Raw genomic sequence first — 16,978 nt, 5'->3', positions numbered from 1 at the left:
CAGTCAGTGTAGAATCTCTGATTGAGATCGAAAAACTGATTCGGATAGGTAAATACAGAAACGCCAGTGAACTCGTCCAAGAGGCCATAGAAGAGTATCTTGAGGGGAGATTAGAGTGAAAAATGATTGTTCTGAACCTCCAGAAAAAGTCGACAGATGGATAAAAACCCTTGAAGAACTGGTCGAATGGGCCAAAAAAAGAAAAACATTTAGGAAGCCTAAATCATGAAGGAAGATCTAAAAAGGCTGAAACTGCGGTTAAACTGGTTTTTAATTAATATGGATAAAGGAGCCAGTCAAGATGAGTTCGAAGAATTTATTGCAATCGCCGATTACGTTGACTGTTGTTCGGATTTTTAAGTGATATTATGGACAATAAAGATAGAAGCGTAATCAACGGCGGAATACTTGAAAGGGCTTTACAAGACCCTTTAAGGAAAAAGTACGGTTTATCCATAATTTTTGTGACCGAGGAGAAGTTTCCAGGCTTTATAGGGTGGCAAAAAACTGCCGAAGAAGATCAAACTGAAAATGACATTAAAGTTCTATATAGCAAACGTGGGATTAAAAATACGGCTTACTCATACTTCACTGGAATTGGGGGTTTAATCGACATCGATTTTGACTGGCCCTGGTTATATGATGAAGCAGTGAGGCATTTTGGGAGCCGATTCAACACCAGAACTTTGAAAACCCCTAATGGGGGTTATAGAGTACTTTTCCGGACAGATAAACCTAAAGACTACTTAGAATATAAAGCAAAACCACCTTTTATCGAGATCCATGGAAAATCAACCCATCAAATCGTCGTCCGCGGCCAAGTTTTAGACGAGAGGGGAGAATTAAAAGAATATCGTGTGATCAATGACTCTGATATCCGCCACGACCCTAATATCATGGAAGATTTCAAAATCTTTCTCCAACAAACAATGGAAGCATGCTATTTTTTAGAATACCCCTGCATTAAAAGCAAACTCACCGGTAAAGAGAACGAACTTACCCAGGACCAGCGGACATCTATTGGGGCTTTCTTTGTCGCTGAAAAAATTAAGATAAAACTGGCTACAGACTTCTTCAGTTGCACAGACGACTTCGATCCAGATAAAACCAGCAAACATCTGCAGCGTCTGTATGATAAGGGTTTTAAACACCCTACTTGTAAAAAGCTCAGAAAGAACTTCCATTGGGATCAAAAAGATTGTATCGGCTGCCCCAGACACCACCAAAACCTACAAAAAAATCCGGAAGATGGTATTATCCCACCGATTGGAAAGTTTCTGGAAGAATCTCGAGTCGAGGTCCCGAAGTTGAGGCATGGTCAAGGCTATGACTATGATCTCGGACTAACATTTATCGGTGTACCACCTTCAGGACCAATTACAGGATACTATGGTATTAGCCTTAAAAAACCTATAAGGGCTATTAAAGAATCGCATCAAATTAACGGTAAATTTGCCAATCCCTTACCGGTTGTAGGGGGATTTACTGACCCCCTCACAGATAAGACAAATTGGCAAATAAGACAATTGCTTAATGAACAACACACTGAAGGTAAAATAGGGCATAGAGCATTTTCAGCTCTTTTTGAAGATCTGCTCTCCAGAAGCTGTGACTACTTGGACCTCAGTGAAGGTGATAGGTTAATTATTGTGCTCTGGATAATGGGCACCTATCTCCGGGCCCTCTTCACCTGGTACCCTTACTTGTGCTTTGAAGGCTTACGTGATGTAGGAAAATCTACCGCATTGGAATACTTATCTCACACCTGTTTCAATGGTGGAGGAGATGTGAGTGGTGGTTATACCGAGGCTGACCTTCACAAATCAGCCAGTAGTAGTATGGGCTTCTTCGCCGTAGACCACTTGGAGGAAAGGCTGAAGTCACCAGAAAAACGGCAAATTCTAAGTGAATTTATAGAGAACGCGTGGAAACTCAACTCCTATGTTAGTAAACGTGATCAAAACACGGGTGAACACCTTAAACTCTATCTAGCATCCTCAGTAGCCTTGGGCACCAGACAAACGACAGAAAGCATTGCAGAGAAGGGTGTAATCATCAAAATGGAGGAAACAACCAACTTGGAAATAAGGAAAAGATCCGTAACCATGCATAAAGACCCCTACTTTAAAGATATCGAAGGGGATCTAATGGCATCAGCCCTACACTACCAAAACGAAGTAAAAATGGTCTACGAGAATATCCCCGTAGACTCAGGTCTAGGGCGAGAGTATAACAAATTTTTACCCCTAATGGCAATGGCTAAAATCGTCGATCAAGAAAAAAAAAGAAACCAACAATACTATGAAAAAGTCCTTAATTATGCCCATCAATACAGACAGAACCGTAAGGAAGAACATGAAGACACCGAAGAAATATTGCTACGCCTTATCCTGCAGGACAAAATAGTCAAAACCACGTACAGGGATCTGGCCGATAAGATGGTGACTGAAGGCCAGGATAATTACTCCTGGAAACGTGCACAGTCAGACCTTTCTAAACTAGGAGTGGTCAAACGAAGAGATAAAAGTCAGAGCCCCATTAAACTAACTATATGCCTTGAAAGAGCTAAAAAGAGGGCTAAGCAGAGAGGTATCAAGGTAGAAGACAATAAGATAAGCTATGATTTGGTCTTGAGTCGGTCTGATAAATGTCCAACAGATCTTAGGCAATTGAACCGCATTGAACAGGCCATTCTCCAGGAACTCGCTACTTTTAAAATACATACTAAAATAAGCGTTATAAACGGCGTGAAAGATACCAGCCCCTATAAAACCAAAGAAATAGGGGATGAAATCGAGAGCATGATAGTAAAAGAATGGATTGAACAACAGGAAAGGTTATAGTTCAATATCTTCCTGTGAAAAAAAAACGCTTTTAAAATTTTGGGAGATTAAAAATGGAAAATGAACAAAACTGGAGAAAATTACCAGGCGAAACAGGGAAGGCTTACGAATCCTTCTGCATCTACCGAGACTTAGGGCCTAAAAGGTCAATAACCAAGGTCCAAACCGAAATGCACCAAAACAGCACCAAAAATCAGCCGACTTCTCGTCCTAGTATCAGGACACTCAAAGAATGGAGTAGTAAAAATAAATGGGTTGAGAGAGCAACTGCATATGACTCGTATATTGACGATTTAAGAAGATTAGGGCATGAACAGGAAATAATGGAGATGTCTACAAGACATGTAAAGATTGCGAGGAATTTCCAGGATAAAGTGGATAAAAGATTGAACTCTCTTAACCCAGATGATCTAAGCCCACAAGATTTAGTACGATGGTGCGATACCGCAGTTAAGATAGAGAGACTAAGTCTTGGAGTTCCTACAGAGAATGTAAAGCAGGAAAAAGAAATCAAGGAAGTTAAAAATGATTTCATTACAAAAGAAAACCTTAAGGTTCCAAATGTCCGAAAAAAAGCCAACCAACTCATTAGAGCTGTCGCAGATAGCCAGGGCAGCACCGATGGGGCTGGCACTCACAGCAAGTAAAAACCGATACGAGATTCCGCCCCACATCAACCTCCTAAATGAGAAGCTCCAGGAAGTGGCTTTCGGTGAGACAAAGAGGTTGATGGTGTTCATGCCTCCCAGACACGGTAAGTCTTGGCTGGTGTCTCAGTTCTTCCCGGCCTGGTACCTGGGGATGTTCCCAGATAAAAGAGTAATACTAACGGCATATGAGGCAGATTTTGCCTCTACCTGGGGCAGGCGCGCCAGGGATGTATTAATTGACTATGGTCCTGAAGTTTTTGGGGTTGAAGTAGATTCCAGGTCGATGGCAGCCACCAGGTGGAACATCAAAGGACATGACGGGGGTATGATCACGGCTGGAGTCGGTGGACCAATCACTGGTAAAGGTGCAGATGTGCTGATAATCGACGACCCTGTGAAAAACGCAGAAGAAGCCAACTCCCAGAGCTACCGACGAAATAGTTGGGAATGGTTCAAATCCACCGCCTACACCCGACTGGAACCGAATGGTGCTGTGATCTTGATCATGACCCGCTGGCACGAAGACGACCTGGCTGGCAGACTAATCAGACAGATGCAAAATGAAAATGGGGAAGTTTGGGATGTACTTAACCTACCGGCCTTGGCTGAAGAAGATGACCTTTTGGGGAGGAAACCTGGAGAAGCACTCTGGCCAGGCAGGTATGATATAAATGAACTTCAGCGCATCAAGGATACCACTGGATCATACTGGTGGAGCGCCCTATATCAGCAGCGGCCACAGCCACCAGAGGGCGGATTATTAAAGCGGTCTTGGATTAAACATTATCAACCACACGAATTACCACCACTTGATTCATTACGTGTATATCAGGCGTGGGATTTGGCCATCAGCACCAGGGAAACTGCAGACTACACGGTGTGTACCACAATAGGGATCTCCAAAGAAAACTTAATCTACATACTGGATTGGTACCGGGTTCGGATAGACTTCCCCACCCAGGTCAGGATGGTCGAAAACCTTGCCAAAAGGTGGAACCCCTTACAGATTGTTATTGAATCAAACGCCTATCAACAGGCACTCCCCCAACAACTCAAACAGACATCCATGCTTCCAATAAAGGAAGTAAAAAGGACAATTGACAAGGTCACCAGGATTTCAGCTGGTTTTGTACACTTTGAAAATAGTAAAGTCCTATTACCTGAGAAAGACCCTGAACTGGAGAATTTCCTCAACGAGTACCTCTACTTTCCCCAGGGGAAGCATGATGACATGCTGGACTCAATGGAATTGGCACTCCAGATCTCAGTCAGACCTTTTTTTAACTTCAATCCTTTACTAGTGGTAGGTGGTCATCCTTATTATTGACCTGATGGACTAAATCTTAAATATTTATAAATAAATAACATTTCAATATATAATCTACAGAGTGCAGGAAAATAGAATGCTTTCTTTAGTGAAGATGGCTTAATTGAGTGGTTTCTTATATTTTGAGGATTTTCAATGGTTTCAAATGAAGATATCAAAAAAAATTTGAAATTAAAAAGGAAGGGTATTGATCCCGATGATCCAAAGCAGAAAGTACTTGCTGGGATATATTCTCAGATGAAAGAGAATGAAACCAGAAGTAAGTCTGAAAAAAATCCTTTAGACAGGATCTGCCCTAAATGTGGGGTAAAAAACTATCTAACATCTGTTAAATGTATTGAATGTGGTGAGAACTTACCCGAACTTTCAGCAGACTCCATTAAAACCTTTTCAAATAGAAATAAGACCTCAAATAAGGGGATAAATTCTACGTTAAAAGAAAGTATAAACTTGAACCAAACAAACCAAAAGGACATTAAAAAGGCAAAAGAACTTATTAAAAAGGGTAATGATAGTTTTACGAAAGGAAAATTTAAAGATGCATTAATATTTTTTAATAAAGCCACTGAAAAAGATCCAAACTCTATAGAAGCTTACAATTTTAAAGTTAGTACATTATTAGCTTTAAACAAACCCACAGAGGCCCTGGAATACATTGAAAAATCAATTGATATTGATCCAAAAAATCCTGGATCATGGATGATCAAAGGCATTGTTTTAGTCAGTCTACAAAAATATGAAGAATCTATTGCTTGTTATGATCAAACACTGAAATTGAAACCTGATTTAATTACAGCACTATTTCAAAAAGGTTCCGCACTCCTTAATGTACCTGGAAGAGAGAATGAGGGAAAAGAATGCTTAAAGCAGTTTATTGAAAGAGCACCAACAGAATTAGAAAATCTAAAAATGGCTGCAAATCAGCTCATTAACGATGAATTCACTCCAATGATTCAGATCCAAGGCGGCGACAAGCAAGGTAAGGTAATGATTTTAACTACAGAAATGGAAGGCATTAGAATACAACGAAAAGGACTTTATACGGGATGGGACAAAGGCACTCAATTCATTAGATATAATGATATCACAAGTATAGGTTTCAAGAAAGGGCTGGTATTGGGAACTCTTGAAATTTCAGTTCCTGGAGCAAGAATTAAAGTAAGAAGTGTAAACTCTGCACATGGCGTTACTTTCACCAACATTGTACAAAAAAAAGTTCAACAAGTAAAATCTAAACCACAACAGGCAGAAACCGTCCGAGTCGAACAAAAACTTAGCCCTATGGACGAAATCAAAAAAGCCAAAGAATTATTGGACATTGGAGCTATTAATCAAAGTGAATTTGAAGAGATTAAAAATAAGTATATGGAAAAAATATGAATGGTTAAGGGTGCTGAAGGTTCAAAATCTCAATATTTTCTATTTAATAATAGATTTATCTCTTCTATTTGTTGTTTAATGGATTCTACTACTTGATCCTTAACTGCACCTAATTCAACTTTTAAGGGAATTATTGCCACATCATCCTGATCGAAGAACAATCTATTATTGGTGTGAGATTCCAATTCAGAAAGGGCATTTCTTACTTTGGATCGTTCTTTAGTATCTTTGCGCCATCCTTTTCCATATTCACGCCATCCTGTTCCATATACTTCAAGCCAAATGGGTGTGTTTCTCCATTCGTGCCAATTTTTATTATCAAACTTGAGTAGATATAAGAAATCACCAATCTCGAAGTAATTTCCATACCAATACAACCCTGAAGCAGCTCTTAAATCCTTTCGGGAGTAGATTCCCTCTGATTTGCCACTAGAAATTACATTGTTTACAATTTCATAAAATTGCATATTCCTTCGAGCGATCATGGGTGATATTTCGGTAGAATCAAGAGGTAAAAAAGATACTTCATCCATTTGGTTGCACAATCCTTTTAATTGGATGAGATCAGATTTTAGGAGGTAATCTCCGGCAGTGTCAAGTTCTGTTTCCATTATTGTTAAAAGTGAATTCCAATCTATAGCAGCAAGATAATTATTTTCATTTAAATTGGCATAAATATAGTTATCATCCTTAATTTCTGAATCTATCATTATTCCGGCATCTTTGCACCGGTTAACGATTTCATACCAGATGGATTCAAGTCTCTTGGTCGGGACTAAAAATAGCAAATATAGAAGGTTTCTCAGGTTTCAACCGTCTGAGATAAGTAACCGGCTGATTATCTGTTAAACCGGCCCAAAATTTCGATTCAATAATACAAGTTTGATCAAAGTCAGGATCCAGACCGACTAAATCTGGGATAGCTACATCTTCTTCATCGTAAAGTTGCGTCTTAAAAAAGAGTTCTCCATCTAATCTCGGATCAATTAATCCTAAAATATTAGATAACCCTGCACGCGCAGCAGGAGAACTTGAAAGTATGTAATATAACGCTTCAGTATCTAAATTCTCAGCTTGAGAAGTAAAATTCAAAACAATGTGTCCAAAAAGACTTTTCATGCTTAATCTCCTTTTATAACTCTTGAAAGATTTTAAGTTTACAGTTGAACTAGAATTCTTTTATGATGGGCTGTAATAGTTCCTGAAATCTGGGCATTGATTGGACACCCCAATTTATTAGCTCTTCTTTTCCTTTCTCTGAAGTTGTTAAGATGTCTGCTGGTTTTTTATATCTGATATTAACTGATTTGTGTTTGTAATTCTCGTCATTATAAAAAAACAACGGACAATCTAAGTTATTTTCGATATTATCTTTATTGGATTTAATTTTGTTAATTATTTCTTGGTTCCGTGTTTGGCTTGTTGTATTTACCCATAGCTCTATTTCAAAGCATCCTTTATTTGTAAACTTCCAAAGAAACCCTAATCCTGCTTTACCAGTTGTCATGCCATAATAAGACCTGGTTGATACTTTACGATTGAATGATGGTATTTTTTGTTGGTATTCCCTTTTCAGTTTAGTCCAAAAGTCCTTATAAGCCAGAGCTCTTTCAGATAGGTTAATTTCGCCATGTATTTCTTTTTCCCATTCATCTGGTTTTGCTATTACAACAAATTCGATGGCTGGTTTGCTGTCTCCTATTGTGATTAAACGAGGTTTTATGCAGAAAAATGCTATATCTTTGTTTGATATTTGGTTAAGATGGTTAATCGCTGTAATGTGTTCTGTGTTAAAATTTTCTGCTATCCAAACTACAACTTCAGCATTAAGTCCAGCCATATAAGTTATAAGCTGTCCTAGATGGGTATGGTTGGTGGTTCCGTATTGGTTTTCAATTGCAATTTTCCTATTTGTCCCTGATTCGTAAGCGAGTATGTCTAATCTAAAACTACCTATGGATACTTCGGTTTCTGCTTCAGCAATATCAATTCCAATTATACTTCCTAATTTATCGATGTTTTCTTGTAGCCAAGGAGTAAAATGTTGATCTTCAGTCCTAAAAAATAGATTTAAAGGTAATTCAGTTATTTCATCAAAATTTATTTCTTTTGCCAATTCCATCACCTACATTTCTTAGCGAAGATTTGATATTACAATTATTCTGTCCTAAAGACTATTTTTCTTCTCCGGTGCTCTCGGCAAACACCCAATCATTACTTGATAAATTAATTTATTGGTGGAGACAATTTATCTGACCCTCTGGCCCTGGTAAAGACGACATAGATGATCAGAAGATTGGAAGCATCAGCTCGAAATCATCCGGGAAGCTAAATATTATTTCTTCTGGCTCATAAGAGGTTTGAAACCATCACTAAGACCAGGAGGAGGAAGAAGAGGTTAATTAATGATGGTATAACCTAAAAATCTTAGCACTACAAATTGCATAAAACTATTTTTTTAACTTTGATCTTTTCCTAGTGGTGGGTGGGGATCCTTACTACTGATTAAAAATTTATTCAAATAGTGCAGATGTTTCAGCACTATTTTTTGTAAGGAATTTCTGTAAAATCCTCCAGTATTCTTCTTCAACTAAGAACTTCATTTTTACAAAGCTTACTTTTAGTGGATACCAATCTTTTAGTTCATCTTTTTGCTTCATATCATCTAAACTTAGACTGTTTTCGCCAAAATCATGGAGAACAACAAGATTGCATTTATAAATTTCGTCGGGTAAATGCCTAATTTCTAATCTGGACTCTGATGTTGCTTTAACAAGATATTGTATCTTTTTGTATGGGCGAGTTCTGTAGACTAAAATTAAATCTCCTTCTTCAGTTTCATAATCGCATCCTTCCCAGCACCACTCTTCTCCGGGAATCATCTCTCCGTCAATTCCACCTTCTTTTTCCACCCAAAGCCAGAAATTCATATTATTCACCCCTATTATCATTTAAAAGCTTCTTTAGCATCCGAATTTTTAGTTATTAAAATATCTCGGAGCACTTCCCAATATTTTTCCTCAATTTTGAATACCATGCGTATGAAGCTTACCTTCAGCGGATACCAATCTTCCAGGCTTTCATAATCTCTCATCTGACTAATTTCAAGTGGTTCTTCGAAGGACTTCAGGATCCTGAAACGGCAATAATAACCCATTTTGTCGCCATTCTGGGTCCATATCTCATCTTCCAGGGCATCATCCAGTACTTCAGCCAAGTATTTGATGTGTTTATGGGGGCTGGTTCTGTAGATAAGTACCCTGTCACCTTTTAATGTCCTTGGGTCGCACCCATCCCAGGTCATTTCATCTTTTTCTTTTACATCATCGCCGATATCCATAGCGCTGCTGTTAACCCATAGCCAATATTGTCGTTCGCCCAGATAATCGATTATCATCTTTTCGATCATGTTTGAGCGGGTTCTGTGTTCTTCTTTGGCTTTTTCATCAAATTTTTCCAGGATATCTTCCCTCAGTTTTAGGTTTATCTGTGTCTTTTTCATTCAACCACCTGCTTGAAATTAACATCGTTAAATCATAATAGGTAACTAATACAATATAAATATATCTATTTGGTGAATTTAACTATAATATGCAAAAACTATTTTCCCTGGAATTAAATAGTAAATTTTAAGTTAAACCCTAATCAAGTCATATTAAGACCTTTAATGTTATAATGGAAAAATTAGGTCAAATCTGGAGATCGGGGCATAGGTTATGGTCACACAAAGTGAAGCTGCGCTGGAAGAGTGTCTAATAACTAAGCTGGTTGATGGGGGGTATCAACGGGCTGAGATTAAGGATGAAAATGAATTAAAACAGAATCTTAAGGCCCAGATAGAACTTTTTAACAACATCGAATTGTCTGCTGATGAATTTAACAAGATCCTGCTTCATTTAGAAAGTGGCACTATTTTTGACAAAGCTAAGAAGCTGAGGGACAAGTACGCCCTTAAAAGGGAAGATGAAGTCATTTACATAGATTTTTTCAACACCCGGGACTGGTGCAAGAACCTATTCCAGGTGACCAACCAGGTTACCATGAAGAAGGTTTATGAAAATCGGTATGATGTTACTATTCTAATTAATGGTCTTCCCCTGGTTCAGGTTGAGTTGAAAAAGAGGGGAGCTGAGCTTAAGGTTGCTTTTAATCAGATTGACCGCTACCGTCATCATTCTTATCGTGGCCTGTTCCAGTACATACAAACTTTTGTGATTAGCAATGGTGTTAATACCAAATATTTCGCTAATAACAAGGATTTAAGTTTTAAATACACTTTTTTCTGGAAGGATAGATCTAACCGTAATGTTTCCAGTTTGGATGAATTTGCAGACACTTTCCTGGAGAGATGCCATTTATCCAAAATGATAGCCAAATATACAGTTTTAAACGAGACCAGCAAGTCCCTCATGGTCCTAAGGGCCTATCAGTACTATGCAGTTGAAGCTATCCTGGATAAGGCACTTAACACCACAAGTAATGGTTATGTGTGGCATACTACTGGGAGTGGGAAGACTTTAACCTCTTTTAAGGTGAGCCAAATCTTATCTGAAGAGCCTAACATTGACAAGATCATCTTCGTGGTGGACCGTAAGGACTTGGATTATCAGACCTTTAAGGAATTCAACAGTTTCAGTGAAGGATCAGTGGATGGAACCGATAACACCAAAACCCTGATGAAACAACTTTTAGGGCCGAACAAACTTATCATAACCACCATTCAGAAATTGTCACGTGCGGTTGCCCGTCATAAAGCAATAGAACGGGTTCGTGACCAGAAAATTATTTTAATGTTTGATGAATGTCACCGCAGCCAGTTCGGGAAGATGCATGATGTGATAACCAGTTTCTTCACCAACCTGCAGTACTTTGGATTCACTGGAACACCCATCTTCGCCATTAACTCGGTAGACGGCATGACCACTAAAACCCTCTTTAAAGACCGGCTCCACAGCTATGTGATTAAAGACGCCATAATGGATGAGAATGTCCTGGGGTTCTCGGTGGAATATGTGGGCCGCTACCGGAACAAAGCCACCCTGGACATTGAAGTAGAGGATATTGACCGTAAAGAGCTGATGGAATCTGAGGACCGGCTGGAGAAAATAGTTGATTATATTATTGCGAACCACGACCGTAAGACCTACAACCGGGAGTTCAACGCCATATTTGCAGTATCTTCTATTGAAGTTTTAACCAAATATTATGATATCTTCCAGCGTAAAGTTCATGACTTTAATATTGCTGCTATTTTTTCTTTTGATGCTAATGAGGAGATTAGGGGGGATGAGCACTCCCGGGACAAGCTGGAAAGGTACATTCATGATTACAATGAAATGTTCGGCACCAACTACTCCACTGATACCTTCAACGAGTACTATGTGGATGTTTCTAAAAGATCTAAGGACAAACAGATAGACATCCTCCTAGTGGTTAACATGTTCCTCACCGGTTTCGACAGCAAACTACTCAACACACTATATGTGGATAAAAACCTCCGGTACCATGGCCTTCTGCAGGCGTATTCCCGGACCAATCGGGTCTTAAATGAGAAAAAGAAACAGGGAAACATAATCTGCTTCCGGAACCTTAAAAAGGCCACTGATGAATCTATCCGGTTGTACTCTGATGAAGATGCTTCTGAATTCGTACTAATGAAATCCTATGAAGAATATGCCGTGGATTTCAACAAAGTACATGAGTTTTTAGTGGAACTTGCTCCCCATGTAGGTGATGTTGACCTATTACCTTCCGAGAAGGAGATAGCTGATTTTGTGAAGATCTTCAGGGAATTATTACGTATCCACACTCGCTTGATTGTTTTTACCGAGTTCACCTTCGATGATCTGCACATTAATGAACAGAAATTCAATGACTACCTGAGTAAATACCTGGACATCTATGAAAACTACAAACAGAACACTGCGCCGGAGAAGGTTTCCGTCCTGGATGATGTGGACTTTGAAGTGGAACTGGTCCGCCGGGACAACATAAACGTAGCTTATATCCTGAACCTGATCAAAGAACTGGACATTGACAGCCCATCCTTTGAGAAAGACAAAGAATTCATCCTGGACACCATGGAACGCAGCCACGAACTTCGAAGTAAAATCGACCTCATACAACAGTTCATTGAACGCACCATACCTCAGATCCAGGATAAAGATAAAATCGAATGCCACTTTGAAAACTTCATCGACAAAGAGAAAAACAAAGCAGTTAATGAATTCATCGAAGAAGAGAAATTAGATAAAGATATTACCCAGGCAATCATATCCGAATATGAATTTTCAGGGAAAATACGAAATGATATTATTAAAGAATCATTCACCGAACGTTTAGGTTTGAAAGAAAGGCGTTCCAAACTACAAAGGATTAAGGATTTAATTGTGGAACTGGTTGATAAATTCAGCTGGTAAAAAAACTGGGTCATAAAGTAATTGAAGGAGAGTAAGATTCAAATGTCTGAGTATCAGAGAAAACTGGAAACCAAACTGTGGGCCATCGCCGATGAGCTACGGGGAAACATGGATGCCAATGAGTTTAAAAACTACATGCTGGGATTCATATTCTACAAATACCTATCAGAGAAGATAGAAATCTACCTCAACCAGGAACTTAAAGAGGACGGAGTCACCTTCAAAGAAGCTTTTGAAGACAAAGACTTAAAAGAAGAAGTGGAAGCCGAAGCCCTGGACAACCTTGGATACTTCCTGGAACCACGCTGTCTATTCAAAAACCTAATAGATAAAGCTAAAAATAAAGAATTCATCTTGAATAATCTTCAGATGGCCTTAAATCAGATTGAAAACTCCACTGCGGGACACGAAAGTGAAGAAGACTTCGTAAACCTCTTCGAAGACGTGGACCTTCAATCCTCCAAACTGGGAAAAAGCGAAGATGACAAAAACAAGCTTATTTCCAAAGTTCTACTTCATCTGGCTGATATTGAATTCCGGATAGAGGACACGGAGCAGGACATACTGGGAGACGCCTACGAATACCTGATATCCCAGTTTGCTTCCTCAGCTGGTAAAAAAGCCGGTGAATTTTACACTCCCCAACAGGTGTCTAAGATACTGGCCAAAATCGTGACTTTGAGTAAGAAGAATCTTAAAAACGTCTACGACCCCACCTGCGGCTCCGGATCCCTACTATTACGTGTTTCTAAAGAGGCTAAGATTGGTGATTTCTATGGACAGGAGCTGAACCAGTCCACCTACAACCTGGCCCGGATGAACATGATCCTCCATGATGTTAAGTTTGAGGACTTCAACATCGAACAGGGCGATTCAATTGAGAATCCATTACACTTTGGGATGAAATTCGACGCCATCGTAGCCAATCCACCATTTTCTGCTAAATGGTCCGCTGATAACAAATTCCTGGACGATGAAAGGTTCAGCGCCTATGGCAAATTAGCCCCTAAGTCTAAGGCGGACTTTGCCTTTGTCCAGCACATGATCTATCACCTGGATGAAAACGGTACCATGGCCATAGTCCTACCCCACGGAGTGCTGTTTAGGGGTGCTGCTGAAGGGGTTATCAGGAAGTATTTGGTGGGGGAGAAGAACTATTTAGATGCTGTGATTGGATTACCGGCTAATGTATTTTACGGGACTTCCATTCCCACGGTGATACTGGTATTCAAGAAGTGCAGAGAAGATGATGCAGATGTGTTCTTTATTGACGCCTCTAAACACTTTGAAAAGGTAAAAAACCAGAATCGTTTGAGAGGTGAAGACGTTAAACGAATCATAGACACTTACAAAGACAGGAAGGATGTAGATAAATTTGCACATGCTGCCACCTTGGATGAAATTCGAGAGAACGATTACAACTTAAATATCCCCCGTTATGTGGACACATTCGAGGAAGAAGAGCCTGTTGATCTTAATGAAGTTGTAAGAGAGATTAGGGAACTAAATAAAAAATCTGCTGAAGTTGATAGGGAGATTAAAAAGCATTGTGATGAGTTGGGTATTGAAGCTCCTTTCAATGAATAAAAATATGGAGGTGGAAAAAATGGGTTCTATAAACAAAATTGAATGTGACAACTGCTCTTTTTCAATTAACACTTCAGATAACTTCACAATGATAGTTTGTGACAAAAATTTAGATTATTATAATGAGTTGTATTGTTTGAATTGTCAAAAAGTCGTTAAAGTATGGCAACGTAAAAATGGCAAAGATATGGAAAATAAGTGCCCTGAATGCGGATCACATGATGTATTTTTATTATTACCTGAAAAAATGAACGTTAAATGCCCCAGCTGCAAAAAAGGAAATCTAAAAAGTGAATTATGGGCACTTACCGATTAATTTGTTACAATAACATTGGTGAAAAAAATGGATTGTAAACCTAAACTTAGATTTCCAGAGTTCAGTGGAGAATGGGAGGATCAAACTCTGGGGGAAACTCTAAAAGCAACTTTAGGGGGTGGAACACCTTCAAGAAAAAAAACAGTTACTGGAATGGAGATATCCCATGGGCTTCCGTGAAAGATTTGGATAATAAAAAATACAAAGAATCAACCTTAGAGTTCATAACTGAAGAAGGACTGAATAACAGCAGTTCTAAGTTAATTCCGACCGAAAGTTTGATAATTTCTACTAGAATGGGGTTAGGCAGAGGTTTTATAAATAAAAAACCTATTTCAATTAATCAAGACCTTAAAGGATTAATTCCTACCAAAATAATTAAAATTGAGTTTCTGTACTATTGGTATGTGCAGAAAAGTGATTATATTGAGACATTAGGTAAAGGTTCAACTGTTAAGGGATTAAGATTAGAAGAACTACATGCTTTGAATTTTTTATTTCCTTCTATCTCTGAGCAACGAAAAATAGCTTCTTTCCTATCAAAAGTAGACAGTAAAATAGACTTATTAGAGAAAAAACTGGAGCTTTGGGAAACTTATAAAAAAGGGATTATGCAGCAGATTTTCAGTCAGAAATTAAGGTTTAAAGATGAAAATGGGGAAGATTATCCTGACTGGGAAGATAAAAAATTAGGGGATTTTGGAAATTTTAAGAATGGTGTTAATAAATATAAAGAAGATTTTGGAAATGGTTTCCCTTTTGTTAACTTGATGGATGTATTTGGGAAGAACTCTATTTCAAAAAACAATTTCGATCTTGTTAATGTTACAAAAAAAGAATTGAAAGAATTTGATTTAATTAGGGGAGATGTAATTTTTATTAGATCTTCAGTTAAGCCATCTGGTGTAGGATTAACCGCAGTAATTGTAGAAAATTTACCAAATACTGTATATAGTGGATTTCTAATAAGATTTAGAGAAAAAAAACAAGTTTTTGATCTTAATTTTAAAAAATATTGCTTTTATTCGACAAAGTTTAGGAATTCATTAATTAGAAAAAGCTCTACAAGTGCAAATACGAACATAAATCAAGAAAGTCTAAAAACATTAGTCGTGGAAGTACCATCACTTATGGAACAAGGAAAAATAGCTTCTTTCCTCTCATCTATTGACATTAAGATAGAAAAGTTAGAAGAAGAAATAGAAGTCAATATTAAATTTAAAAAAAACCTATTTCAACAGATGTTTTGCTAAGCGATTGGAGATTTAAATGATAATAAATCTGCCTAAATTAAGATTTCCGGAGTTTAAAAGGGAATGGGAAGAAATAAAGTTAGGGGAGGTCAGTGAAAAAATAAGTGATGGAATTCATGCCACTCCAAAATACAAGGACGGAAATGATTATTTCTTCGTAAATGGGAATAATTTGGTGAATAAAAAAATTGTATTTAATGAAAATACTAAATCTGTTCCAAAAGAAGAATTTGAGAAATATAAGAAAAATTTAGGTGAACAGACCATTTTAATATCAATAAATGGAACAATTGGTAATTTAGCATATTATAACTACGAAAAAGTGATTTTAGGAAAAAGTGCAGCTTATATCAATTTAAAATCTGATATATTTAAGGAATTTATTTATAATTATCTTCAAACACATAAAATTCACAATTTTTTCAACGGAGAATTGACTGGCACTACAATTAAAAATCTCTCTCTTGCTACTTTGAAAAACACTCCATTATTTTTACCTGATTTAAAAGAACAGGAAAAAATAGCTTCTTTCCTTTCAAAAGTTGATGAAAAAATAGACTTATTAGAGAAAAACCAGGAGCTTTGGGAAACTTATAAAAAAGGGATGATGCAGCAGATTTTCAGCCAGAAATTAAGGTTTAAAGATGAAAATGGGGAAGACTATCCTGATTGGGAAGAGAAGAGATTAGGCGAGGTGGCTCATTTTTTAGATGGTAGAAGAATACCATTAAAGAGCAGTGATAGGGCAAAAAGAAGAGGTCCTTACCCTTATTACGGTGCTTCTGGAATAATAGATTACATTGATGACTATATTTTTGATGAGGAACTGGTTTTATTGGCTGAAGATGGTGCAAATATTATAACTCGAAGTTCAAGATTGGCTTTTTTAGCAAAGGGGAAATATTGGGTGAATAACCATGCACATGTTATCAAAGGATTACCTGAGATAAATCAGTACTTTTTGTGCGAGCAATTAGAAAGAGTAAATTATGCCAAATACAACACCGGAACAGCTCAACCAAAATTAAATAATAAGGTATGCCTAAAAATACCAATAAAAATACCTAAAATCGAGGAGCAGGAGAAAATAGCTTCTATCCTATCAAAGATAGATGAAAAAATAGAACAGCTGGACAAAGAACTGGAAATCAATAGAGAATTCAAAAAAGGGTTATTGCAGCAGATGTTTTGTTAGACACTAAT

At 37.8% G+C, this 16,978-nt stretch carries 15 protein-coding genes; 10 read left to right on the top strand and 5 right to left on the bottom strand.

Features of this window, described 5'->3' with window-relative positions:
• Positions 1-368: 368 nt before the first annotated feature.
• From FGU46_RS01270 to FGU46_RS01255, 4 genes are all read left to right on the top strand, one after another.
• A complete protein-coding gene (locus FGU46_RS01270; protein WP_286475727.1) occupies positions 369-2,843 on the top strand; it encodes a bifunctional DNA primase/polymerase in 2,475 nt (824 codons plus the stop codon).
• A gap of 53 nt (positions 2,844-2,896) precedes the next feature.
• Positions 2,897-3,490 carry a hypothetical protein gene (locus tag FGU46_RS01265; protein ID WP_286475724.1) on the top strand — a complete coding sequence of 198 codons (594 nt, stop codon included), beginning with the start codon at positions 2,897-2,899 and terminating at the stop codon, positions 3,488-3,490.
• Complete coding sequence (gene terL, locus FGU46_RS01260; RefSeq protein WP_286475722.1) at positions 3,405-4,820, top strand: phage terminase large subunit; 1,416 nt, start codon at positions 3,405-3,407, stop codon at positions 4,818-4,820. The genes FGU46_RS01265 and terL overlap by 86 nt, the downstream gene beginning before the upstream one ends.
• Positions 4,821-4,955: 135 nt before the next feature.
• Positions 4,956-6,200, top strand: coding sequence for a CDC27 family protein (locus FGU46_RS01255; protein WP_286475720.1), 1,245 nt, complete (start codon positions 4,956-4,958; stop codon positions 6,198-6,200).
• Positions 6,201-6,229: 29 nt separating this feature from the next.
• Here FGU46_RS01255 and FGU46_RS01250 read toward each other — a convergent pair whose 3' ends face one another.
• The 5 genes from FGU46_RS01250 to FGU46_RS01230 all read right to left on the bottom strand — a co-directional run bounded on the left by FGU46_RS01250 (position 6,230) and on the right by FGU46_RS01230 (position 9,702).
• Positions 6,230-6,910, bottom strand: coding sequence for a hypothetical protein (locus FGU46_RS01250; RefSeq protein ID WP_286475718.1), 681 nt, complete (start codon positions 6,908-6,910; stop codon positions 6,230-6,232).
• A gap of 46 nt (positions 6,911-6,956) precedes the next feature.
• Positions 6,957-7,319 (bottom strand): hypothetical protein, encoded by a 363-nt coding sequence (locus tag FGU46_RS01245; RefSeq protein ID WP_286475715.1) that lies wholly within the window; start codon positions 7,317-7,319, stop codon positions 6,957-6,959.
• Between the two features lie 49 nt (positions 7,320-7,368).
• Positions 7,369-8,316 (bottom strand): DUF4268 domain-containing protein, encoded by a 948-nt coding sequence (locus FGU46_RS01240; protein ID WP_286475714.1) that lies wholly within the window; start codon positions 8,314-8,316, stop codon positions 7,369-7,371.
• A gap of 397 nt (positions 8,317-8,713) precedes the next feature.
• Positions 8,714-9,130 (bottom strand): hypothetical protein, encoded by a 417-nt coding sequence (locus tag FGU46_RS01235; protein ID WP_286475713.1) that lies wholly within the window; start codon positions 9,128-9,130, stop codon positions 8,714-8,716.
• Between the two features lie 17 nt (positions 9,131-9,147).
• Complete coding sequence (locus tag FGU46_RS01230) at positions 9,148-9,702, bottom strand: EVE domain-containing protein (protein ID WP_286475710.1); 555 nt, start codon at positions 9,700-9,702, stop codon at positions 9,148-9,150.
• 214 nt (positions 9,703-9,916) lie between these two features.
• On the opposite strand from FGU46_RS01230, the gene FGU46_RS01225 reads away from it, so the two are divergent.
• From FGU46_RS01225 to FGU46_RS01200, 6 genes are read left to right on the top strand one after another with little or no spacing between them, the layout of a single operon-like run.
• Complete coding sequence (locus FGU46_RS01225; protein WP_286475708.1) at positions 9,917-12,619, top strand: type I restriction endonuclease subunit R; 2,703 nt, start codon at positions 9,917-9,919, stop codon at positions 12,617-12,619.
• 42 nt (positions 12,620-12,661) lie between these two features.
• Entirely contained in the window at positions 12,662-14,206 is a 1,545-nt protein-coding gene (locus FGU46_RS01220; RefSeq protein ID WP_286475706.1) for a type I restriction-modification system subunit M, read from the top strand.
• Entirely contained in the window at positions 14,172-14,522 is a 351-nt protein-coding gene (locus FGU46_RS01215; RefSeq protein WP_286478572.1) for a hypothetical protein, read from the top strand. Before FGU46_RS01220 ends, FGU46_RS01215 begins: the two co-directional genes overlap by 35 nt.
• A 27-nt stretch (positions 14,523-14,549) precedes the next feature.
• Positions 14,550-14,702: a hypothetical protein gene (locus FGU46_RS01210; protein WP_286475704.1), complete on the top strand. Its 153-nt coding sequence runs from the start codon at positions 14,550-14,552 to the stop codon at positions 14,700-14,702.
• Complete coding sequence (locus FGU46_RS01205) at positions 14,699-15,775, top strand: restriction endonuclease subunit S (protein ID WP_286475702.1); 1,077 nt, start codon at positions 14,699-14,701, stop codon at positions 15,773-15,775. The genes FGU46_RS01210 and FGU46_RS01205 overlap by 4 nt, the downstream gene beginning before the upstream one ends.
• 16 nt (positions 15,776-15,791) lie before the next feature.
• The gene (locus FGU46_RS01200; protein ID WP_286475701.1) at positions 15,792-16,970 is read left to right on the top strand and encodes a restriction endonuclease subunit S; all 1,179 of its coding nucleotides are present in this window, start codon (positions 15,792-15,794) and stop codon (positions 16,968-16,970) included.
• Positions 16,971-16,978 lie beyond the last annotated feature (8 nt).

It is taken from the genome of Methanobacterium sp. CWC-01 (assembly GCF_030323845.1).
In the GTDB taxonomy this organism is placed as follows: Archaea; Methanobacteriota; Methanobacteria; order Methanobacteriales; family Methanobacteriaceae; genus Methanobacterium; species Methanobacterium aridiramus.
Note: the sequence above shows the minus strand (reverse complement) of the source record. Positions and strands in the feature narration are given on the sequence as shown.